At 68.4% G+C, this 22,521-nt stretch carries 13 protein-coding genes; 2 read left to right on the top strand and 11 right to left on the bottom strand.

The features are described 5' to 3' along the window. Positions 1-31: 31 nt before the first annotated feature. From infB to B5F85_RS07160, 5 genes are all read right to left on the bottom strand, one after another. Positions 32-2,659, bottom strand: a complete 2,628-nt coding sequence (gene infB, locus B5F85_RS07140; RefSeq protein WP_087315820.1) for a translation initiation factor IF-2 — start codon at positions 2,657-2,659, stop codon at positions 32-34. 66 nt (positions 2,660-2,725) lie between these two features. Continuing rightward, a complete protein-coding gene (gene nusA, locus B5F85_RS07145) occupies positions 2,726-3,970 on the bottom strand; it encodes a transcription termination factor NusA (RefSeq protein ID WP_087315822.1) in 1,245 nt (414 codons plus the stop codon). Between the two features lie 10 nt (positions 3,971-3,980). Then, positions 3,981-4,478, bottom strand: coding sequence for a ribosome maturation factor RimP (rimP, locus tag B5F85_RS07150; RefSeq protein ID WP_087315824.1), 498 nt, complete (start codon positions 4,476-4,478; stop codon positions 3,981-3,983). Between the two features lie 593 nt (positions 4,479-5,071). After that, positions 5,072-7,633, bottom strand: coding sequence for a leucine--tRNA ligase (leuS, locus tag B5F85_RS07155; RefSeq protein ID WP_087315826.1), 2,562 nt, complete (start codon positions 7,631-7,633; stop codon positions 5,072-5,074). A gap of 223 nt (positions 7,634-7,856) precedes the next feature. Then, positions 7,857-9,368, bottom strand: a complete 1,512-nt coding sequence (locus B5F85_RS07160; protein WP_087315828.1) for an IMP dehydrogenase — start codon at positions 9,366-9,368, stop codon at positions 7,857-7,859. Positions 9,369-9,543: 175 nt separating this feature from the next. Between B5F85_RS07160 and B5F85_RS07165 the strand changes: the two genes are divergently transcribed. Further along, positions 9,544-10,410: a helix-turn-helix transcriptional regulator gene (locus tag B5F85_RS07165; RefSeq protein WP_087315830.1), complete on the top strand. Its 867-nt coding sequence runs from the start codon at positions 9,544-9,546 to the stop codon at positions 10,408-10,410. Positions 10,411-10,517: 107 nt separating this feature from the next. Here the strand turns inward: B5F85_RS07165 and B5F85_RS07170 are convergent, their stop codons facing one another. The 6 genes from B5F85_RS07170 to ileS all read right to left on the bottom strand — a co-directional run bounded on the left by B5F85_RS07170 (position 10,518) and on the right by ileS (position 19,838). After that, complete coding sequence (locus tag B5F85_RS07170; protein ID WP_087315832.1) at positions 10,518-12,107, bottom strand: ABC transporter ATP-binding protein; 1,590 nt, start codon at positions 12,105-12,107, stop codon at positions 10,518-10,520. A gap of 104 nt (positions 12,108-12,211) precedes the next feature. After that, entirely contained in the window at positions 12,212-13,822 is a 1,611-nt protein-coding gene (locus B5F85_RS07175) for an ABC transporter ATP-binding protein (RefSeq protein ID WP_087315834.1), read from the bottom strand. 229 nt (positions 13,823-14,051) lie between these two features. Further along, positions 14,052-15,344, bottom strand: a complete 1,293-nt coding sequence (locus B5F85_RS07180; RefSeq protein ID WP_087315895.1) for a glycosyltransferase family 2 protein — start codon at positions 15,342-15,344, stop codon at positions 14,052-14,054. A gap of 113 nt (positions 15,345-15,457) precedes the next feature. Next, positions 15,458-16,474: an RluA family pseudouridine synthase gene (locus B5F85_RS07185; RefSeq protein WP_087315836.1), complete on the bottom strand. Its 1,017-nt coding sequence runs from the start codon at positions 16,472-16,474 to the stop codon at positions 15,458-15,460. A gap of 5 nt (positions 16,475-16,479) precedes the next feature. Beyond that, positions 16,480-17,052: a signal peptidase II gene (gene lspA, locus B5F85_RS07190; protein WP_239386756.1), complete on the bottom strand. Its 573-nt coding sequence runs from the start codon at positions 17,050-17,052 to the stop codon at positions 16,480-16,482. A 2-nt stretch (positions 17,053-17,054) separates the two neighbouring features. Then, the gene (gene ileS, locus B5F85_RS07195; RefSeq protein WP_239386768.1) at positions 17,055-19,838 is read right to left on the bottom strand and encodes an isoleucine--tRNA ligase; all 2,784 of its coding nucleotides are present in this window, start codon (positions 19,836-19,838) and stop codon (positions 17,055-17,057) included. 767 nt (positions 19,839-20,605) lie between these two features. Between ileS and B5F85_RS07200 the strand changes: the two genes are divergently transcribed. Further along, the gene (locus B5F85_RS07200) at positions 20,606-22,492 is read left to right on the top strand and encodes a fructose-1,6-bisphosphatase (RefSeq protein WP_087315841.1); all 1,887 of its coding nucleotides are present in this window, start codon (positions 20,606-20,608) and stop codon (positions 22,490-22,492) included. The last annotated feature ends 29 nt before the right edge of the window (positions 22,493-22,521 follow it).

Genomic DNA, 22,521 nt, shown 5'->3' on the forward strand with positions numbered 1-22,521 from the left:
TGTCCCAAAAGTATCCTGTCCCTTCTTGGGACTACTCCGTGCGCGCGACCTGGTCGATGCGGAAGCCCTCGATCTGGTCGCCGGGCTTGACGTCCTGGAAGTTCTCCAGGCCGATGCCGCACTCGAAGCCGGCCTTGACGCTCTTGACGTCGTCCTTGTAGCGGCGCAGCGAGGCAATCTTGCCCTCATAGACGACGATGCCGTCGCGCACGAGGCGGACCTGGTCGTCGCGGGAGATCTCGCCCTCGACGATCATGCAGCCCGCGGCGATGCCGACCTTGGGCACCTTGAAGGTGTCACGAACCTCGGCCGTGCCCGTCTGGACCTCGATCTCGGTGGGCTTGAGCATGCCGATGCGGGCGGCGTCGATCTCCTCGATCGCCTTGTAGATGACGCTGTAGGTGCGGATCTCGACGCCGTCGCGCTCGGCCGCGGCGCGGGCCTTGGCCTCCGGGCGCACGCCAAAGCCGATGATGATGGCGTTGGAGGCGTCCGCGAGGACGACGTCGGTCTCGGTGATCGCGCCCACGGCGGAGTGGATCGTGTTGATGCGCACCTCGGACTGGTCCATCTTGTCGAGCGAGTCCTGGAGCGCCTCGATCGAGCCCTGGACGTCCGCCTTGATGATGAGGTTGAGCTCCTTGACCTCGGCGTCGGCCATGGTGTCGAAGAGGTTCTCGAGGGTGACGTGCTTGACGCGGTTCTGCTCCTCGATGCGGGCCTTGAGGGCGCGCTGGTCGGCGAGGTCGCGGGCGTCGCGGTCGTCCTGGAAGACGCGGAACTCGTCGCCGGCCATCGGCACGCTCTGCAGGCCCAGGATCTCGACGGCGTCGGAGGGGCCCGCCTCGGTGACGGAGTTGCCCTTGGGGTCGAGCATCGCGCGGACGCGGCCGTAGGAGAGGCCCGCCACCAGCGCGTCGCCGATACGCAGCGTGCCGCGGGTCACGAGCACCGTGGCCACCGAGCCGCGGCCGCGGTCGAGCTTGGCCTCGAGGACGTTGCCGGAGGCGAAGGTGTCCGGGTTGGCCTTGAGCTCGAGGACGTCGGCCTGGAGAAGGACGGTGTCGAGAAGCTCCTCGATGCCGATCTTCTGGCGCGCGGAGATGTTGACGAACATGTTCTGCCCGCCCCACTCCTCGGGGATGATGCCGTACTCGGTGAGCTCCTGGCGGACCTTGTCGGGGTTGGCGCCGGGCTTGTCGATCTTGTTGACGGCCACGATGATGGGCACGCCGGCGGCCTTGGCGTGGTTGATCGACTCGACGGTCTGCGGCATGACGCCGTCGTCGGCCGCGACGATCAGGATGACGATGTCGGTCACCTTGGCGCCGCGGGCGCGCATGGCCGTGAAGGTCTCGTGGCCCGGGGTGTCGATGAAGGTGATCTTGCGGTCGCCCACGGTGACCTGGGAGGCGCCGATGGCCTGCGTGATGCCGCCGGCCTCGCCCTCGGCCACGCCGGTGTGGCGGATGGCGTCGAGAAGCGAGGTCTTGCCGTGGTCGACGTGGCCCATGACCGTGACCACCGGCGGGCGCGGCTTGAGGTCGGCCGGGTCGTCGTAGAACGTGAAGGAGTTCTCCTCCTCCTTGGTCATGACCTTGACGTCGCGCCCGAGGTCGTCGGCCACGAGCTCGATGAGCTCGTCGGACATGGACTCGGTGAGCGTGAGCGGGGTGCCCAGGAGGAACAGGCGCTTGATGATGTCGTTGGCGGGCACGCCGAGAAGCTCGGCGAGGTCCTGGACGGTGGAGCCCTGCGGGACCTTCACGGTGTCAAGCTGCGAGAGGTCCTGGTCGTTGGCGATGGCCTCCTCGATGCGCTGCTCCATCGCCGCCTCGGCCGCCTGCTTCTGGCGGCGCTCCTTGCGGCGCTTGCGGCGGCCGGTGGACTCGCGGGAGGCCTCCTCGACGGCGACGCGCGCCTCCTCGAGGACGCGGCTCCTGTTGTAGGCCTCGGCCTCGCGGGCCATGCGGCTGTAGCGGTCCTCGCCGCCCTCGGAGCCGCGACGGCCCTTCTTGCCGCGGCGACGGCCGTCGCCGGAGTCGCCGGCGGGCGCGGAGCCCGGGTCGGACGCGGGGCCGGAGGCGGCGGCGGAGCCGCGGCGCGCGGGGGCCTCGGAGCGACGGCGGCCACCCTGGCCCTCGGCCTTCTTCTGCGCGGCCTCCTCGGCCTGGCGCTTGAGGACCTCCTCCTGCTGCGCGATCTGGTCGAGCAGCGACGAGAAGGAGGGGACGGACTTGGGCGCGTTGTCGCGCACGCGGTTGCGCTCGGCCTCCTCGCGGGCGAGGCGCTCCGCCTCGGCCTTCTCGGCCTCCGCCTTCTTGCGCGCGGCCTCGGCGGCGGCGCGGCGGCGCTCCTCCTCGGCGCGCTCGCGCTCGCGGCGCTGCTCGGCCTCGATGCGCTCGGCCTCGGCCTTCTCGGCGGCGATGCGCGCCTCCTCGGCCTTGGCGGCCTCCTCGGCGGCCTTGGCCGCCTCGATCTCGGCGGCGCGGGCCTCGAGGATGGGCTTGAGCTTCTTGCGGACCATGGACACGTAGGCGTCCTCGAGGGTCGACGAGGCCGACTTGGCCGGGATCTTCATGTCCTTGAGGTGGTCGAGCATCTCCTTGCTCGACATCCCGTATTCCTTTGCGAGGTCATGTACGCGGGTCTTTGCCATGTGACCTACCTTCCCACGCCGGGCGGCGCGCCCGGGTTCTTCTCGATGTGCGCTGCGACGGAGGGGCTAGATGAGCGAGTCGGGGTCGTCGGAGACCTCGACGCCGGCCATCTGCTCGTGGACGCCGCAGAAGCGCGAGCCGGGACGGGCCATGTTGCGGCACTGGATGCCGTTCTCGCCCACGTACTCGCAGCGGTGGGACTCGCCGTCGTCGACGAGGTCGTCCTCGGCGACCACGTGGGAGAGGTCGCGCAGGACCCCCGCGGCGAGCGACTCGTTCTTGATGTCGATGTGAAGCCCCGTGAGGCGCGCGGCGAGGCGGGCGTTCTGGCCCTCCTTGCCGATGGCCAGGGAGAGCTGGTCGTCCGGCACGATGACGGTGGCGTAGCTGTTCTCCTCGTCGATGAGCACGCGGCTCACGCGCGCCGGCGAGAGCGCCGCGGCGACGCGGCGGGCCGGGTCGTCGCTCCACAGGACCACGTCGACGCGCTCGCCGCGCAGCTCGGAGACGACGGTGCGCACGCGGCTGCCCTTGGGGCCGACGCAGGCGCCCACCGGGTCGAGGTGCGGGTCGTTGGAGGAGACGGCGACCTTGGAGCGGACGCCGGGCTCGCGGGCGATGCTGCGGACCTCGACGATGCCGTCGTAGACCTCGGGGACCTCGAGCTCGAAGAGGCGACGGAGCAGGTCCGGGTGGGTGCGGGAGACCACGATGGGCGGACGCTGGCGCTCGCCGCGGACGGCGGGCTGGGTCGCGTTGGGGTCGCGGACGTCGATGATGATCGCGCGGAGGCGCTGGTTGTGCATGTAGCGCTCGCCCGCGGGGCGCTCGTTTCGCTCCTCGGGGTAGCGGCGCTGGTCGAAGTGGGGCAGCTCGGCCTCGACGCCCTCGCGGATCTTGATGATCGTGAAGTCGGGCGTGGTCTGCAGCACCGTGCCGGTGATGATGTCGCCCACGCGCTGCGAGAACTCCTCGTAGATCTGGACGCGCGCGGCGTTGCGCACGATGGCCTTGATCTCGGCCTTGGCGTGCTGGGCGGCGATGCGGCTCGTGTCGGGCGGGGTGACGTCGACCTCGTCGAACTCGGCGTACTCGCCGGTCTCCGGGTCCTCCTCGCCCTTGGGGACGAGCTCGTAGACGTAGACGCGACCGGTCTGGCGGTCGATGGTGACGCGGGCGCCGAAGGGCAGGTGCAGCACGTCGGTGTAGCTCTTGGCGAGCGACTGCTCGAGGCGGTCGATCAGGTAGAGCTGGTCGATGTGCTTCTCCTGGCACAGGAGCTCGAGGGCTTCCATCATCTCAGAGGCCATGGTTATCCTTTCACGCTTGCTTCTTCGCGTCCGACGCGGTGAAGTCGGGCTTGATCGTGCACTTCCTGATGTCATCGAAGGGGAGCTCGACGCGCTCCCCGTCGCACTCGAGGGCCACCGTGGCGTCCTCGATGCCGAGCAGGGTCCCGGTGTAGCGGCGCCTGCCCTCCCCCGGGACCAGCGAGACCTGGACCGTCTGCCCGGCAAAGCGCGCGAAGTCGCGCGGCTTGCGCAGGGGGCGGGCCATCCCCGGGGACGAGACCTCGAGCGTGAAGCTCGAGGGGATGGGGTCGAGCTCGTCGAGGGCGTCGGAGATCCAGGCGGTCTCCGCGGTGACCTCGTCGAGCGAGATCGTGGGCGCGCCCTCGTCGGCGTGGTCGATGCGCACGCGGACGCACGGCGCCTTGCTCGCGCCGACGACCTCGACGTCGACGACGTCGATGCCGCGCTCGGCGGCGAGCGGCTCCAGGGCGTCGATGATCTTCTGCTCGAGGCCTTGCTTTGGCATGAACCCTCCTCACCTGCATACAGAAAGGAAGCGGGGCGAAAAGATCCACCCCACTTCCTACGATTACAGCTTCGAATACACAGGTAGTTTACGGTGTTTCTCGTTTTGCGTCAAATGGGGCTCCACGAGATTCCCACAAGCCGCGGGCGGACACGGGGCGGCGGGCTAACCCGTGAGGGGGCGGCGGGCTGACCCGTGAGGGGCGGCGGGCTGACCCGTGAGGGTATGTACACCGACCCGCGGCGCCCGTCCTTATCGGCAGCCCATCTACCTGCGCAAACGCAACTCCGCAGATGTGGCGCGGTGTACATACCCTCGCCGGCTCGCGCGCGGCCACCCGCCGGCCGCGAGATGGCGCGCCCCCTCGCCCAGGGCCGGGCGGCGGCGACAGTTCGGGGCGGGGGTGGCTCTCCCATCCGACGCTTGTCGTCAAGTGCCCTCCGGCGCCTGCGATCGGCCGCGGATTCTAAGCAACAAAAAAACGGCCATCTACCTGCGATTTCTTGCGTCTACGCAGGTAGATGGCCGCTTAACAATCACGGGGCGTCGCAAACGACGGCAGCAACGGGGCGAGGACCCCGCCCTCGGGAGCCCTAAACGGCGACGATGTTCACCAGGCGGCCCTTGATCACGATGACCTTCTTGATCTGCTTGCCCTCGAGCTGGGCGGCGACGGCTGCCTTGGCGGCCTCCTCGATCTGCTCGTCGGAGGCGTCGGCCGGGACGGTCACGCGGCCGCGGACCTTGCCCTTGATCTGGACGGCGATCTCGACCTCGTCGGCCTTGGCCGCGGCCTCGTCGAACTCGGGCCAGGCTGCGTCGTAGACCGAGCCCTCCTGGTGCAGGGCCTCGTGCCAGAGCTCCTCGGCCCAGTGCGGGCAGATGGGCGCGAGCATGGTCACGATCGCGTTGGCGGCAGCGAAGCACAGCGCCGCGTCGCGCTTCTCGGGCGCCACGTCGTTCACGTACTTGGACGCGGCGTTGGTGATCTCCATGACGGCGGAGATGGCGGTGTTGAACTGGCAGCGGTCGAAGTCGGCCGTGCACTTGAGGCCCATGGCGTTGACGGTGCGCCAGAGCTCCTTGCCCGCGGCGTCGAGGGTGCCCGCGCTCACGGCGCCGGCGGCCGCGCCCTGGGAGAGCAGCCACACGACGCGCCAGGCGCGCTTGATGAAGCGGTTGGCGCCGGCGACGGCCTCCTCGTCCCAGTTGAAGTCCTTCTCGGGCGGGGCGATGAAGAGGATGGCCAGGCGCATGGTGTCCGCGCCGAAGGGCTCGATCACCGAGGACGGCGGCACGACGTTGCCCTTGGACTTGGACATGGTGTCGCCGTTGGCGTCCTTGACCATGCCCTGGCAGAGCAGGTTCTCGAAGGGCTCGTCGCAGTCGATCATGCCGAGGTCGCGCAGGACCTTGGTGAAGAAGCGGCTGTAGAGCAGGTGCAGGATGGCGTGCTCGATGCCGCCGATGTAGTTGTCGACCGGCATCCAGCGGTCAACGGCCTCCTTGGAGAAGGGCAGCTCCTCGTTGTGGGGGTCGCAGTAGCGCAGGTAGTACCAGCTCGAGCACGTGAAGGTGTCCATGGTGTCCGTGATGCGACGGGCCGGCTTGCCGCACTTGGGGCAGGTGGTCTCGTAGAAGGGCGCGTACTCCGCGAGGGTCTCGCCGGCGCCCAGGTCGAGGTTGTCCGGCAGCGTGACGGGCAGCTGGTCGTAGGGCACGGGCACGTCGCCGCAGCAGTCGCAGTGGATCATCGGGATGGGGTTGCCCCAGTAGCGCTGGCGGGAGATGAGCCAGTCGCGCAGGCGGAACTGCACGGTCTTGCGGCCGAGGCCCTGCTCACCGAGCCACTCGATGATGGCGTCGACTGCCTCGGAGTGCTTGCCGCCCTTCATGCCGGTGAACTGGCCGGACTGCACGAGGTAGCCCTCGGCCTCCATCGCGCAGGTCCAGTCGACGGAGGTCACGCGGAGCTCGCGCTCGTCCTTGAGCTCCTCGTAGAGCGGGTCGTCCTTCTCGCAGATAATCGGGGCGATCTCGAGGCCGTACTTCTTGGCGAAGTCGAAGTCGCGCTGGTCGCCGCAGGGCACGCCCATGACGGCGCCGGTGCCGTAGTCCATCAGGACGTAGTCGGCGACCCAGATGGGGGCCGGGCGGCCGTTCACCGGGTTGATGACGTAGCGGCCGGTGAAGACGCCGTGCTTCTCGCGCTCCGAGCCCTGGCGGTCGACCGAGGAGACCTTCTCCGCGGCTGCCTTGAGCTCGAGGAAGGCGGCCTCGTGCTCGGTGCCGGCCACGAGCTCCGCGGCGAGCGGGCTCTCGGGCGGCAGCAGGAAGAAGCTCACGCCGAAGAGCGTGTCCGGGCGCGTGGTGAAGACGGTGATCTTGGTGTCGGTGGGCGTGACGCCGTCCTCCGCGGCCAGGGCGAAGTCGATCTCGGCGCCCTCGGAGCGGCCGATCCAGTTGGCCTGCATCGCACGGACGCGCTCGGGCCACTTGCCCTCGAGGAGCTTGAGGTCGTCCAGGAGCTCCTGGGCGTAGTCGGTGATCTTGAAGTACCACTGGGAGAGCGGGCGCTTCTCGGGGATCGAGCCGCAGCGCCAGCACTTGCCGTCGACGACCTGCTCGTTGGCAAGGACCGTCTGGCAGCCCGGGCACCAGTTCACCGGCGAGGTGTCGCGGTAGACCAGGCCCTTCTCCCACATCTTGAGGAAGATCCACTGGCCCCACTTGTAGTACTCGGGGTCGCAGGTGTTGAACATGCGGTCGTAGTCATAGGAGAAGCCCATACGGCGCATGGTCTTGGTGGCCTGCTCGATGTTCTGGTGCGTCCAGACGCTCGCCTGCGTGTTGTGCTTGATGGCGGCGTTCTCCGCGGGCAGGCCGAAGGCGTCGTAGCCCATGGGGTGCAGCACGTCGAAGCCGCGCATGCGGGCCTGGCGGGCCATGGCGTCGCCGATGGTGTAGTTGCGGGCGTGGCCCATGTGCAGGTCGCCGGAGGGGTACGGGAACATCTCGAGCACGTACTTCTTGGGCTTGCTCGGGTCCTCCTCGGTCTTGTAGAGCTCGTCGGCCTCCCAGGCCGCCTGCCACTTGGTCTCGATGGCCTCGGCGTCGTAGGCCGGGACCTCGAAGTTCTTCTCGGCGTCGCTCATCTGCGTGACTCCTTTGTGTGCGATGGTCAACCGTGCCATTGTAACAGCAACTCGCAGGGCCGCAGGGTGTTCCTCCGAGAAGTGCGCTTCGCGAAACTTCTCTCCGGAACACCCCGGCGGCAAGACAGCCCCATGGGCACTCAATCGGTGAAAAGAAGGTAGGCCGCCCGGGCGCAAGGCGCCGGGCGGCCGACAGAGCTGGGTTCTTCTCGCCAGAAAAGGGCTAGCGATAGCTCACGGAGTGCTGGGAGTCCTTGACCACGACGTCGTGCGCGCCGCCCTCGACGATGGAGGTCGAGCTCACGAGCGTGAGGCGCGCCTTCTCCTGGAGCTCCTTGATCGTGAGCGCGCCGCAGTTGCACATCGTGGACTTGATCTTGTAGATGGTCTGGCCCACGCCCTCCTTGAGCGAGCCCGCGTAGGGCACGTAGGAGTCGACGCCCTCGACAAAGCCCAGCTTGGTGGCGCCGCCCTGGTCGTAGCGCTGCCAGTTGCGGGCGCGCGCCGAGCCCTCGCCCCAGTACTCCTTCATGTACTGGCCGTTGACGTTGACGCGCTCGGTGGGGCTCTCGTCGAAGCGGGCGAAGTAGCGGCCGAGCATCATGAAGTCGGCGCCCATGGCCAGCGCAAGCGTCATGTGGTAGTCGTAGACGATGCCGCCGTCGGAGCAGACGGGCACGTAGACGCCGGTCTCCTCGAAGTACTTGTCGCGCGCGCGGCACACGTCGATGACCGCGGAGGCCTGGCCGCGGCCGATGCCCTTGGTCTCGCGCGTGATGCAGATCGAGCCGCCGCCGATGCCCACCTTCACGAAGTCCGCGCCGCAGTCCGCGAGGAAGCGGAAGCCGTCCTCGTCGACGACGTTGCCGGCGCCCACCTTGACGGAGTCGCCGTAGTTGGCGCGGACCCACTCGAGGGTGCGCTTCTGCCACTCGGAGAAGCCCTCGGAGGAGTCGATGCACAGGACGTCCGCGCCGGCCTCGACGAGCAGCGGCACGCGCTCGGCGTAGTCGCGGGTGTTGATGCCGGCGCCGACCATGTAGCGCTTGTTGGCGTCGAGCAGCTCGTTGGGGTTGGACTTGTGCTGGTCGTAGTCCTTGCGGAAGACGATGCCCACAAGATGGTCGTTCTCGTCCACCACGGGCAGGGCGTTGAGCTTGTTCTCCCAGATGACGTCGTTGGCGCGCTTGAGCGTGATGTCCTTGTCGCCCACGATGAGCTTCTCGCGCGGGGTCATGAACTCGGAGACCTTCATCTGGTGGTCGTCGCGCGTGGGGCGGTAATCGCGGCTGGTCACGATGCCGAGGAGCTTGCCGCGGGAGGAGCCGTCGTCGGTGACGGGCATGGTGGAGTGGCCGGTGCGCTCCTTGAGCTCCATGACCTGCTCCATGGTCATGTCCGGCGTGAGGGTGGAGTCGGACTCGACGAAGCCGGCCTTGTGGTCCTTGACGGCCTTGACCATGGCCGCCTCCTGCTCGGGGGTCTGGTTGCCGTAGATGAAGGCGAGGCCGCCCTCGATGGCGAGCGCCACGCCCATGTCCACGCCGGAGACGGACTGCATGATGGCCGAGACCATGGGGATGTTGAGGGAAAGCGCGGGCTCCTCGCCGCGACGGAACTTCACGAGCGGGGTCTTGAGCGAGACGTTGGCGGGAATGTTCTCCGCCGAGGAGTATCCCGGGACGAGCAGGTACTCGGAAAAGGTGTGGGACTCCCCCTCGAAGAACGTGGCCATGTGGTGGCTCCTCTCCCCGCCCGCGGCGGAAACAACCCCGTAACCAGATTTGAGCCATTGTAGCATCCGCTCACGGGTTTTTCAGCGACCGTTTGCCGAGAAGTACCAGCTCACGATAAGGACACGACGAGAAGGACGCGGACCCGTATACTTGACGGGTCGAGAGGGGGTTACCATGGAGAGCGGACGCGTGGCCGCGGCGGTGCGGCAGATCATGGACGAGACCGCGCGGCGCGAGCCGCGGCCCGGACGAAACGTCCTCATGCTGGCGTGGTTTGAGGACGAGATGGGCGCGCTGCCGCGCAACCCCGGTGACTACGACATCATCTCGATGACGGCGCCGCTCGGCGCCTTCTCCGGGGACGACGCGTGCCCGGACGCCGGCCGAAAGGTGTTTCTGGCGCTGTACTTCATGACCGAGCGGTTCGTTCAGAGCCTCATGCCCATCGCGGACGAGGACTCGCCGCTCTTTCGCATGCTCACGACCACCGCTGCGAAGCGCCACCCCGTGCGCCGCGTCGACACGCCCGACCCCAACAAGGAGCTCATGATCGACCTCTTTGGCGCCGCGGCAGTGGCCTACGTGGAGCGGCACGACGGCTGGGAGCAGCTGGTGGAGGCGCTCGGCGTCGCGATTATTGCCCTGGTCTCCCCCGTCATCCCCGAAGAGGCGCCGAGGGGTGCGGACGAGGTTCTCGCCGTGATCTTGCAGGACATCGCCGCGCGCCCGGAGCGCGCGAGCCTCTCCGGGCTGGCGCGGCGCTACTCCTACAGCACGACCTACCTCTCCGAGCTCATCCACGAGCGCTGCGGCATGACGTTCACCGAGCTCGTGGCCAAACAGCGCATGGAGCGCGCGGCCATGCTGCTGCGCGCGACGCAGCTTCCGGTGCGCGAGGTCGCACAGCAGGTGGGCTACTCGGGGACGAGCAACTTCTATAGGGCGTTTCGCGCGCAGTATGGCTGCGGACCTGCCGAGTGGCGGAGCCTGCACGTTGGGGACAGTCCCCAACAAACATATCGCGCGGGCGCCAAAAAATAACGGACATTGGTTTCCCAAAAATGGCTCGCAGAGACACGTTTTCCCAGTTGAGCTTTTTCTTTCAGGAAACCAATGTCCGTTATTTTTTGGCGTGGGGCCGTAGCCACCTACTTGACGCGGGCCAGGCGGCCGTCGCGGACCTCGTAGATGCGGTCCGCCGCGGCGTCGAGGTCGCCGGAGTGCATGACGGCGACGACGGTGCGCCGCCCGCGCAGGCCGGCGAGGTAGGCGCACAGGCGCGCGGACGTGGCCGCGTCCAGGTTCGCGAGCGGCTCGTCGAGAAGGACCGCGGGCTCCGGGCGCGAGAGCGCGCGCAGCAGGCCCAGCTTCTGGCGCTCGCCGAGCGAGAGGTTGAGCGGCTGGTCGGTGATGGCGCGCCCGGGAAGGTCACCCAGGTCGAGCACGCGCGCGACCTCCGGGTCCGCCGCAGCGCCGAGGAGGTTATAGGCGAGGTCCCCCGTGAAGACGGGCACGGGATAGGTGAGGTAGGCCGCGTGGAGCGCCTCCGGCGCGAGCGTGGCCTCCCCGTCGAGGTCGGCCGGGTCGGACAGCCCGCGCACGAGGTCGAGCAGGCGCGACTTGCCCGAGCCGTTGGCGCCCTTCACCACGACGAGCTCGCCGGGACGGACCTCGAACTCACCGGCCCAGAGCCGCTTGCCGTCCTCGCCGCGCGCCGGCGTCGCCCAGAGCGTGCCGTTCACGCGCGCCGCCAGGTCCTTCTCGCCCGCCATGAGCGCCTCGAACCCGGAGGGCTCCGCCGCTGCCGCGGCCACCTCGCGCAGGCGCTCGACTTGCGGCAGGTTGCCGCGCACCTGCGCCACGCGCTGCGCGATGGCAGTGAGCGGCGCCTGCACGAGCTGCGCGAGCGAGTACGCCACGAGCACCTGGCCCACGCCCGCCCCGACCGTCAGGCAGCGCCACGCCGCGACCCCCATCATCGCCGCCGCGAGCGCACAGGAGAGCAACGCGGGGAGGTTGGAGATGAGCAGCTCGAGGAAGCGGTAGCGCGTCACGGTGCGCAGGAACGCCTCGGAGCGCTCGCGATAGCGCGACGAGAAGTACCCCTCGGCTCCGGCCGCGTTGACGGAGCGCTTGTTCTCGACGATGCGCTTGGACTCGCCGAGCCAGGCGTCCTGCACGGGGAGGACGTCGCGCTGAAGCTCGGCGAGCGAGCGTGCGGGAAGCCGCAGTGCGAGCCAGAGGACGGGAGCGTAGACCACGACCAGCGCCGCCATCAGCGGGTCGATCAGCGCCGCGATGGCCACGGTCCCCAGGAGCGCCAGCACTGCCCCCGGGATGCGCACGCTTGCCCCGGCATAGAGCGTGCCGTAGGTGTCGGTCGAGTTCATGAGGACGTTCACGAAGTGGCCCTTCTCGTGCCGCGCGAAGGCGCGCTGCGGGGAGGCGAGGATGCCCCTGGCACAGGCCATAGCGCCGTCGAGAAAACGGCGCACCCCCAGCCACGTGGGCACCCACTCGCCGAGAAGGACCGTCGCGGCAGCGGACGCCAGTGCAAGGATGAGGGCAACGGCGAGCGGAGCCTCGAGGTACGACACCCCGCTCGAAAGCTGGTCGACGACGTGTCCAACGGCGACGCTCGCCGCTGCCGCGAGCATCGTGGACGCCGCGACGCCCACGGAACGAACGACGTTGCGAACGCTCATGTCAACGAGCGGATAATCACTCTTCTTGACCATGGTTTCACCAATCCGGCGCGCTCGCGCCCTAGGGATGAATCTGTGAATTGGGGACTGTCCCCAAATCACATAAAACTTTTCTGTTAATTGGGGACTGTCCCCAATTAACAGACGCGAGCGAGGCGGGCGTCGCGGATCTCGTAGATGCGGTCGGCCGCGGCATCGAGGTCACTGGAGTGCATGATGGCCACAACGGTCTTGCGGCCGCGCAGGCCGGCAAGGTAGTCGCAGAGCCGCGCGGACGTGGCCGCGTCGAGGTTCGCGAGCGGCTCGTCGAGAAGGACCGCGGGCTCCGGGCGCGAGAGCGCGCGCAGCAGGCCCAGCTTCTGGCGCTCGCCGAGCGAGAGGTTGAGCGGCTGGTCGGTGATGGCGCGCTCGGGCAGGTCGCCTAGGCCGAGCACGCGGGCGACCTCGGGGTCCGCCGCAGAACCGAGGAGGTTGTCCTCGAGCGTTCCGAGCACCACGGGCACCGGATACGTGAGGTAGGCCGCATCCAGGAGCCCCGGCGCGAGCGCGGCCTCCCCGTCGAGGTCGGCCGGGTCGGACAGCCCGCGCACGAGGTCGAGCAGGCGCGACTTGCCCGAGCCGTTGGCGCCCTTGATCACCACGAGCTCGCCGGGACGGACCTCGAACTCACCGGCCCAGAGCCGCTTGCCGTCCTCGCCGCGCGCCGGCGTCGCCCAGAGCGTGCCGTTCACGCGCGCCGCCAGGTCCTTCTCGCCCGCCATGAGCGCCTCGAACCCGGAGGGCTCCGCGGCCTCCCCCGCGTGATCGCGCAGCAGCGCGAGGTTCGGCCGGTAGGCAACGTAGAAGCTCACAAGCGAGCAGATGTCCGCCATGGGCGACTGGAGCAGCGAGAAGAGCTGCCACGCCGCGACGACGGCCCCGAGCGTCATGCCGCCCGACGTCCACAGCGCAACGCACACGGCGAGCGCCGCAACCTGGAGCGCTGGAGAGACGGCCGCGGGAAGCGTCGTCTGCGTGGCATCGGCAAGGCGGTGCCGGCGGAGAAACGCGCGGTACGCGCTCGTGCTCTTCTCAAATCGGTGCTCGTAGAACCCCTCGGCACCGCCGGCGTTGGCAACGCGCTTCTCCTCGACGAGCCGTCGGACCTCCTCCTGCCAGGCCTCGCGCGCGGGCATCATCTCCATGAGCAGGCGCCCGGCTGAGTGCATGGGACCCCAGTTGACCACGAAGTACACGACCAGCCCGCAGAGAAAGACCGGCACGAGCAGGACGTCGATCGCCGCGGCGCACGCCAGCAGCGCCACGACCGCAATCGCGCACCCCACGACGTTCACGTTCAGGTAGACCGACATCGAGCCGTAGCCAAACGCCGCCGCGTTCACCACGTTGAGGTAGTGACCGGCGTCGTGGCGCTCGAAGGCTCGCTGCGGCATGGCGAGCAGCTGGTCGATCGCCTCGTCCGAGGCGTCCACCTCCGCGCTGAGGTTCGCCTTGAGCGGGAGCCAGTCATTAAGTGAAAACTTCGCGAGCGCTGCCGCGAGCGACACGACCAGAAACGCCGCCAGGCGCGCCGCGATCTCGCCGGGCGCGAGCTCGCCCGACGCCAGCCCGTCCACGATCGCCCCCAGCAGGTACGCGGCGCCCGCCGAGAGCACGGTGCCGGACGCCACGCCGAGCGCCAGCGCGAGGTTGCGCGCGCTCGGCCTGAAGAGCGGATAGGCCTTTCCGCCCGAGGTTCTTCTCGCCATGTTGTTTCTCCTTCCACGAGACTGAAGTCATCGTAGAAGCGAGAAGAACGGCGCAGCTCAGGACCGCGCCACGCCCGAAGCCGCGTCACCCGCAACCCGAAAATCCGGCGCACTCTGCGCAATGGGGACGTGTTTTTTCGTGCAGACGAAAAGGGACAGGTTTGCCCCGTCGCCGCGGGCAAACCTGTCCCAAGCGGTCTGCACGAAAAAACACGTCCCCTTTGTGCAGTTACACGCTGCCGCCGACGACGTCGTCGACGTTGACCACGACGTCGTGCTTGGTGGGCACCCACTCGACCTTCTTGAACAGGGCCACCACGGTGATGGGGATGTAGGTCATCATGAAAAGCGGGAACGTGAAGAGGTTGGTGAAGACGCGCCACTTCTTCTTGGCGTGGATGTGGCTGCGCTCGGAGATCGTGGTGATGATCGCCAGGATGAAGAAGACCACGTACATCGAGGCAAACGTCATGATGAGCGACCCCACGCACATGTCGAGCTCGCCCTGGGTGGCGATGAAGCCGTGCGAGAGGGAGCCCACGATGAGGTAGGTGGCGTTCACGAAAAACGACAGCAGCGTCAAGATCATGCCCGGCGCCACGGTCATGAGCATGTCGTAGCTCGCGAACCGACCCTTGGAGATGCCCTTCACCAGGTCGCGCCCGTAGCTGAAGAACACCTGGTAGAAACCCTTGGTCCAGCGCATGCGCTGCGTCCAGGACGCCTTGAGGGTCACGGGCTGCTCGTCGAAGAACTCGGCAGGCGCGTAGCCGATCTGCACGTTGTTGGCGCAGCAAAAGGTGGAGAACTGGATGTCCTCGGTCAAGGTGTGGAAGCCCCAGCCGTGCATGCCGCGGACGATGCGCTCGGAGACCATCCAGCCCGAGCCGGAGATAGCGCAGCTCGTGCCCATCATCATGCGGGCGTTGTTGAGGAACTTGGCCTCGCGCAGAAACCACAGCGCGTAGGCGGCGCTGATCCAGCTGGAGTCGAAGTTCTTGGAGTTGCGATAGCCCGTGCAGACGAGGTAGCCCGCGTCGAAGGCCTGATTCATGACCTTGATGTAGTCGCGCGAGACGAGGTTGTCGGCGTCCATGACGATGAAGGCCTCGTACTTGTCGCCGTACTCGTTGAGGATGCGGTCGAAGCCGTAGTCCATCGCCCAGCTCTTGCCGCGGCGCGCGAGGTCGTTGCGGTCCCAGACGATGGCGCCCGCCTCCTCGGCCGCCGCATGGGTGTTGTCCGTGCAGGCGTCGCAGACCACGAAGACGTCCATGAGCTCGCGCGGGTAGTCCTGGGCAAAGATCGAGCGCACGAGGTTGCCGATGACGAGCTCCTCGTTGTGCGCGGAGATGAAGAACGCGTAGCGGTGCTGCTTCTTTGCCTCGGGCAGGCGCACGGTGCCCTTGAACATCACGCGGATGATGTAGACGATCTGGTAGAAGTACGCCAGCGTGAAGAACAGCCAGATGATCAGGTTGAAGACGACGATCGGCGTGAGGCCGAGCCGGTTGAGCTCCATCATGGGCATGTGAGCGCACCCCTTGGGTCTTGTCGGCGGGTCGGACGGGCGGCCGCGTTCGGGCGGGCCGGGCGAGAAGGGCGGGCGGCCGCGTTCGAGCGGGTTGGGCCGGGTCAGGCGCCGAGCTGCGGGCAGATCTTCTCGCCCGCCGCCGTGCGGCCCATCGAGCGGTCCTTCAGAGATTTTAGTACATCGAGCAGGTCGTCCGGCAGGCGGTCGGCAAGCTCCACGGTCTTACCCGTCGCGGGGTGGTCAAAGCGCACGTGCCACGAGTGGAGGAACTGCCGGCGCAGGCCTAGGTTGAGCCGGTCGTCCCCGCGGCCGTAGAGCGGGTCCCCCACCAGGGGGTGCCCGATGTGGCGCATGTGCACGCGGATCTGGTGGGTGCGGCCGGTGTAGAGGTGGCACTCCATCAGGGTGTAGCCCTCGTCGCGCTGGAGCGCCTCGAAGCGCTCGAGCACGCGGAAGGTGGTGATGGCCTCGCGCGCGCCGGGCGCGTCGGAGACCGCCATGCGGATGCGGTCGCGCGTGGAGCGCGCGATGCCCGTCTCGATCGTCCCCTCGTCGTGGGCCACGTAGCCGTGGGTGAGCGTCACGTAGCGGCGGTCGAGCACGCGCAGGCGGATGAGGTCCTGCAGCGCCTTCTGGGTGGCGTCGTCCTTGGCGGCGAGCATGAGGCCCGTCGTGTCCATGTCGAGCCGGTGCACGATGCCAGGGCGCTCCTCGCCCTGCAGCATGCCCAGGTGATCGTAGCCGCAGTGGGCGACGAGCGCGTTTGCCAGCGTGTCGTCCACGTGACCGGGGCTCGGGTGGCACACGAGCCCCGCCTGCTTGGAGAGCACGATGAGGTGCTCGTCCTCGAAGCGAATGTCGAGCGGGATGTAGGGGTTGGGCGCGAGCAGGCCCCCCGCGGGCTCGGGCTCGTCCACGGTCGCGCGGACGCGGTCGCCGAGAAGGACCTTCTCGCTTTTGCTCGTTGCCGGGGTCTCGTTGATGGTGACCGCCCCGTCCTCGACGAGGCGCGCGCACGCGGAGCGGCTGGGCATGTCGGGGCCGGTCGCCAGGAAGGCGTCGAGCCGCATGCCGTCGGACTCGGGACCCACGAGCAGGTTCACGACGCGCTGGGACATGGGGGTCACTCCCCCGCCGCGGCCCGCTCGCGCGCGGCGTCCCAGCGCCACCAGAGCACGAGGGCAACCGGCACGCCGCAGGTCACGAAGATGTCGGCCACGTTGAAGATCGCAAAGTCCACGAACGTGGTGGCGAAGAAGTCGGTCACCGCGCCCAGGGCCACGCGGTCGATGGCGTTGCCGATGCCCCCGCCGGCGACCGCGCCGAGCACGAGCGTGAGCGACAGCGGCGCGTCGGTGCGCCGCCAGGCGACCCAGGCCCCAAAGCCCGCGATCGCCGCTGCCACGAGCACGAAAAACGGCCCCGCGCCCTCGCCGAGCGAGAATGCGGCCCCGGTGTTGTAGACCAGCGACAGGTCCATCACGCCCGGGATCAGCGTGACGGGCTCGCCGGGAACGAGCGCGGCGCGCGCCGCGGCCTTGCTCGCCTGGTCGAGCGCCACGACGGCCACGGCGACCAGGACGAACAGGGCGAGCCGGCGCGCGCCCGAGCGCGCGGGCGCGAGCCGGCTCCGGACGGAATCGTCGCCGAGACCGCCCGGAACCCGCGCGTTCTTGTCGCCGAGGTCGCCGGCCACGCCTACTCCGCGGGGTCGAGCGCGGCGACGGCGTCGTGGCAGCGCGGGCACAGGCCGTCCTCGCCGACCTCGCGGAAGTTCCAGCAGCGCGGGCACTTCTCGCCACGGGCGGGCTCGACGGAGCAGGCCAGCTCGTCGCCGGAGACGACCTCGACCTCGGAGCACACGAAGGGCTCGGCGAGGTCGCAGCCCAGCTCGCCGACGAGCAGCTCGTAGGTCTCGGAAGGCACCGTGAGCGCGGCGCGCGCGGCCTGCGTGGTCTTCTCGGCGAGCGCGTCGGCGGCCACCGCGGCCTCGTAGGCCTTGGTGAACGCGGCGCGGGCCTCCACGACGGCGTCGTAGGCGGGCAGGTAGCGCTCGTAGACGTCGGCGGTCCAGGGCGCCTGGTACCAGTCAAGAAGGGCGGCGAACTCCTGGCCGTCGCGCAGGGACGCGGGCAGGTAGGCCATGGCCTCGTCGGTGGTGTAGACGAGGATCGGCTGCAGGTCGTGCACGAGCATCGAGAGGATCTGCGCCCACACCGTGAGGGCGGAGCGGCGCTCGTAGGAGTTCTTCTCGCCGCAGTAGACGCGGTCCTTGGTGGCGTTGAGGTAGCCGTTGGAGAGCTCGGTGATCACGTAGTCGTAGAGCGTGCGGTAGACCACGTTGAAGCGATAGGTCTCGTAGGCGGCGCTCACCTGGTCGTGGACCTGGCAGAGGCGCGCCAGGGTGAGCTTGTCGTACGGGAGGAGCTCATCGTAGGCCACGGCGTCGACGGCCGGATCGAACTGCCCCTCGATCTCGCCCAGGAGGAACCGCAGGGTGTTGCGGAAGCGGCGGTAGGCCTCGCCCACGTGGTCGAGGATCGAGTCGTCGCAGGGGATGTCGTTGGAGGTGTCGACCGAGGTGACCCACAGGCGCAAGATGTCGGCGCCGCGGGTGTCGCACTCGGCGTTGGGGTCGATGACGTTGCCGAGCGACTTGGACATCTTGCGGCCCTGGCCGTCGAGCGTGAAGCCCTGGGAGACCACGGACTTGTAGGGGGCCACGCCGTAGGCGCCCACGGAGGTCATCAGCGAGCTCATGAACCAGCCGCGGTGCTGGTCGGAGCCCTCGAGGTACATGTCGGCCGGGAACTTGAGGTTGTCGCGGTGGCGGCAGACGGCGGTGTGGGAGACGCCGGAGTCCCACCACACGTCCAGGATGTCGGAGTTGGCCTTGAGGTGGTGACCGCCGCACTTGGGGCAGACGCAGGCGTCGCCGAGGTAGCTCGCCGGGTCGTCCGTGAACCAGCAGTCGGAGCCCTTGGTGCGGAAGAGCTCGATCACGGCGTCGAGGGTGTCGTCGTTCATGACCGTGGCGCCGCAGTCCTGGCAGGTGAAGGCCGGGATGGGCACGCCCCAGTTGCGCTGGCGGGAGATGCACCAGTCCGGGCGCCCCTCGACCATCGAGCCGATGCGCTTGATGGCGTGACTCGGGTAGAAGCTGACCTTGGAGAGCTCCTCGAGCGCCTGCTCGCGGAGGCTGCGGCCGTTTGCGAGCGGCTTGTCCATCGAGACGAACCACTGGCTCGTGGCGCGGAAGATGACGGGCTCCTTGCAGCGCCAGCAGTGCGGGTAGCTGTGGTTGATGTCCTCGTGCAGGATCAGCGTGCCGCGCTCCTCGAGCCAGGCGATGATCTTGGGGTTGGCCTCGTTGACCTCCATGCCGGACCACGGGCCGCCCGTGCCGATCTTGTCGCCCACGAAGAAGCGGCCGTCGTCGTCGACGGGCATGACCGTGGGGATGCCGAACCTCTGGCCGGCGAGGTAGTCGTCGACGCCGTGGCCGGGCGCGCAGTGGACGATGCCCGTGCCGTCGTCGAGCGTGACGTAGTCGGCGTAGATGAACTCGCCCGTCTCGCCCTGGTCGGCAAAGATCGGCTGCTTGTAGCGGTTGTGCGCGAGGGCCTCGCCGGTGGCGCGCCAGGGCTGCCCGTCCGCGCCGCGCACGAGCTCGACCTCGCCGTAGCCAAACTTCTCGCAGCAGCGCGCGGCGAGCGCCTCCGCCACGATCTCGGCGCGGCCGTCGTGGACCAAGGCCACGTAGGTGGCCTCGGGGTGCAGGATGACGGCGTCGTCGGCGGGAAGGGTCCAGGGCGTGGTGGTCCAGATGTCGACCCACAGGCGCCCGGCCCACTCCTCGAGGCCCTCCGGGACAGTGGTCATCTCAAAGCGCACGAAGATGGCGGGGCTGACCTCGTCACCGTACTCGATCTCGGCCTCGGCGAGGGCGGTGTGGCAGTGGGAGCACCAGTGCACCGGCTTGGAGCCCTGGACGATGGCGCCGGCGTCGAAGATCGCCTTGAAGATCTCGACGTCGGTGGCGTCGTAGTCGTTGACGTAGGTGAGGTAGGGGTTGTCCCACTCGCCCAGGACGCCCAGGCGCTTGAAGCCCTGGCGCTGGGTGTCGACCTGCTCGACGGCCATCTTGCGGCAGAGCTCGCGGATCTTCTCGGTGGGAAGCTGGTTGAACTTCTCGGTGCCGAGCATGGTCTCGACCTTGTGCTCGATGGGCTGGCCGTGGCAGTCCCAGCCGGGGACGTAGGGCGTCTGGAAGCCGCGCATGGACCAGTAGCGGTTGATGATGTCCTTGGAGATCTTGTTCTGCGCGTGGCCGAGGTGGATCGGGCCGTTGGCGTACGGGGGGCCGTCGTGCAGGACGAACTTGTCGTGCCCCTCGTTCTTGGCAATCATCTGCTCGTAGACGTGGTTGGCCTCCCACATGGCGAGGCGCTTGGGCTCGTTCTGCGCGAGGCTCGCGCGCATGGGAAAGCCCGTGCTCGGCAGGTTGGTCGTCTTCTTGTACTCGTTTTTCGCCACGCTCTCCTCCTTCGCGACCCAAAGGGGGGCGCCCCGTTGGATCATCTCTCCCGGACACGAAAAAACGCGCCCGTCCCTCCTGCTGGGACGAAGCGCGCCTGCGACTTCGCTTGTGAACCACCCAGCGAGCGGATATCCGCCGTACTCGGCTGGCCTGTCTCGGCGGCCACTCCGGCGACGCCTACTCGCGAGAGGCAGGACCACAGGTCCGGACTCCCCCGCTTTGGGGCCGCGGCTCGGGGGTGATCTTCGCCGGGACGCGACCGCGGGCTCCCACCATCCCCGCTCTCTCTGGGTCGCGCGCCCCCGGGTACTCTCCCCGTCAACGCCTCGAGTCCGTATGGTAGCACGGTTGGGCATGCGGCACGTGCGCGAACCTGCGTTGGCAAAAAAACCTGCGAAGTGCGCGACCTCCGGCGGGGAGAGGCCGCGGGGGCACCCCGAGCCGCCTCGTCTGCCCAGCTCGCCGGAAGCCATCGGACCCTCCTGACGCCCGGACCGGGAGGCCGTCGCTCACTTGGGCGCTTTTTTGCCAACAGCCCGCCCGCGCGCCGCCCCGGCCGGCTCGCAGGCCTCCGAACCCCGCGCGGAGCGCCCCGCCGCACCCCACTCGTTACTACCACCCGACCGCAAACGCCCCTCTCGCCGAAAAGTGCTCGCGCGCGGCCCGACCGCACATCACAGTGGGACGCGAAGCCACGGAAGGGGGACCCATGCCAGACCGCAAGTACCTCGAGCTCCTCTCGGAGAAGTTCCCCTCGGCGCAGTCGGTCTACACCGAGATCATCAACCTCGAGGCCATCCTCAACCTGCCCAAGGGCACCGAGCACTTTGTCTCAGACGTCCACGGCGAGTACGACGCCTTCAAGCACATCCTCAACAACTGCTCGGGCGTTATCCGCGAGCGCGTGGCATCCACCTTCCGCTTTGAGCTCACCCACGACGAGCAGGCGGACCTGTGCACCCTCATCTATTACCCGCACCGCAAGCTCCGCCGCCTCAAGGCCTCGGGCAACGTGACCGAGGAGTGGTACGCCATCACGCTCATGCGCCTCGTGCGCCTGGCGCGCTACCTCTCCGACTCCTACACCCGCTCCAAGGTCCGCAAGGCCATGCCCGTCGAGTACGCCTACATCATCGACGAGCTCCTCCACGCCTCCCCCGGCGAGGGCGAGCAGCGCCAGAGCTACCACCAGCGCATCATCGACACCATCGTGGACACCGGCTCGGCGGATGACTTCATCGTGAGCCTGGCGTCGCTGATCAAGCGGCTCGCCGTGGACCACCTGCACCTCGTGGGCGACGTCTTCGACCGCGGCTCGCACGCCGACAAGATTCTCGACCGCCTCATGGAGTACCACTCCGTGGACCTGCAGTGGGGCAACCACGACATCGTCTGGATGGGCGCCGCGGCGGGCTCGGCCACGTGCCTTGCCGCCGTGATCCGCAACAACATCCGCTACGACTCCCTCAAGATCCTCGAGAGCGCCTACGGCGTCTCCCTGCGCGAGCTCGCCCTGTTCGCGGAGGCGACGTATCGCGCGGACGACGCCATGACGCCACTCGAGAAGGCGATCTCGGTCATCCTCTTCAAGCTCGAGGGGCAGACCATCCAGCGCCACCCCAACTGGCACATGGAGGACCGGCTGCTGCTGGGCGGCGTGGACCCGGCCTGCGGCGTCGCGCGCGTGGGCGAGAAGGACTACCGGCTCGTCTCGAGCGACTTCCCCACCCTCGACCCGGCCGACCCCTACGCGCTCTCCGACGACGAGCTGCGCGTGATGGACAACCTCCTCGAGGCCGTGCGCACCTCCTACAAGCTCCAGACCCACGTGAACTTCCTCTACGAGCGGGGCAGCGCCTACCTCGTCCACAACAACGACGTGCTCTTCCACGCCTGCGTCCCCATGAACGAGGACGGGACCTTCCACCCGGTCAACCACCAGGGGCAGCTCCTCGCGGGCAAGGCCTACTACGACTACGCCGACCGCCTGGCCCGCCGCGCCTGGCACGAGCACGACGAGGTCTCGCTCGACTGGATGTGGTACCTCTGGTGCGGCCGCTACTCGCCGCTCTCGGGGCGCGTGGTCAAAACCTTCGAGCGCACCTACTTCACGGACCGCTCCACCTGGGCAGAGCCGCGCGACCCCTACTACGCCCTCACGGACAACCCCGAGGTCTGCCGGCGCATCCTCGAGGAGTTTGGCGCGGATCCCGAGCACGGCCACATCATCAACGGCCACACGCCCGTGCACGCCTCCGAGGGCGAGAAGGCCGTGCGCGCCGGCGGGCGGCTCGTGGTCATCGACGGCGGCTTCTGCCAGGCCTACCACAAGACGACGGGCATCGCCGGCTACACCCTCATCTCCGACCCGCGCGGCATGCGCATCAAGGCGCACCGCCCCTTCGGCTCGATCGCCGACGTGCTCGACCTCAACGCCGACATCATGAGCGACGACGACCGCTTCGAGGTGAACCCGCGCCCCCTCACGATCGACGACACCGACACCGGTGCCGACATCCGCGAGCAGCTCGCCGACCTGCGCGCCCTGCTCGACGCCTATCGCTCGGGCGAGCTCCCCGAGCGCACCGCCCACTGACCCGCACGTTGGGGACAGTCCCCAACGTG

The sequence above is a fragment of the Olsenella sp. An293 genome (genome assembly GCF_002159495.1).
In the GTDB taxonomy this organism is placed as follows: Bacteria; Actinomycetota; Coriobacteriia; order Coriobacteriales; family Atopobiaceae; genus Thermophilibacter.

Excerpts from the sequence above, each read along its gene's own strand:
- rimP (WP_087315824.1), bottom strand. The coding sequence starts at position 4,478 with ATGCCAAAGCAAGGCCTCGAGCAGAAGATCATCGACGCCCTGGAGCCG.
- B5F85_RS07165 (WP_087315830.1), top strand. The coding sequence starts at position 9,544 with ATGGAGAGCGGACGCGTGGCCGCGGCGGTGCGGCAGATCATGGACGAG.
- ileS (WP_239386768.1), bottom strand. The coding sequence starts at position 19,838 with ATGCGCGCGAGCCTCGCGCAGAACGAGCCCAAGCGCCTCGCCATGTGG.
- nusA (WP_087315822.1), bottom strand. The coding sequence starts at position 3,970 with ATGGCCTCTGAGATGATGGAAGCCCTCGAGCTCCTGTGCCAGGAGAAG.
- B5F85_RS07200 (WP_087315841.1), top strand. The coding sequence starts at position 20,606 with ATGCCAGACCGCAAGTACCTCGAGCTCCTCTCGGAGAAGTTCCCCTCG.
- B5F85_RS07160 (WP_087315828.1), bottom strand. The coding sequence starts at position 9,368 with ATGGCCACGTTCTTCGAGGGGGAGTCCCACACCTTTTCCGAGTACCTG.
- B5F85_RS07175 (WP_087315834.1), bottom strand. The coding sequence starts at position 13,822 with ATGGCGAGAAGAACCTCGGGCGGAAAGGCCTATCCGCTCTTCAGGCCG.
- B5F85_RS07185 (WP_087315836.1), bottom strand. The coding sequence starts at position 16,474 with ATGTCCCAGCGCGTCGTGAACCTGCTCGTGGGTCCCGAGTCCGACGGC.
- B5F85_RS07180 (WP_087315895.1), bottom strand. The coding sequence starts at position 15,344 with ATGGAGCTCAACCGGCTCGGCCTCACGCCGATCGTCGTCTTCAACCTG.
- leuS (WP_087315826.1), bottom strand. The coding sequence starts at position 7,633 with ATGAGCGACGCCGAGAAGAACTTCGAGGTCCCGGCCTACGACGCCGAG.
- infB (WP_087315820.1), bottom strand. The coding sequence starts at position 2,659 with ATGGCAAAGACCCGCGTACATGACCTCGCAAAGGAATACGGGATGTCG.
- B5F85_RS07170 (WP_087315832.1), bottom strand. The coding sequence starts at position 12,107 with ATGGTCAAGAAGAGTGATTATCCGCTCGTTGACATGAGCGTTCGCAAC.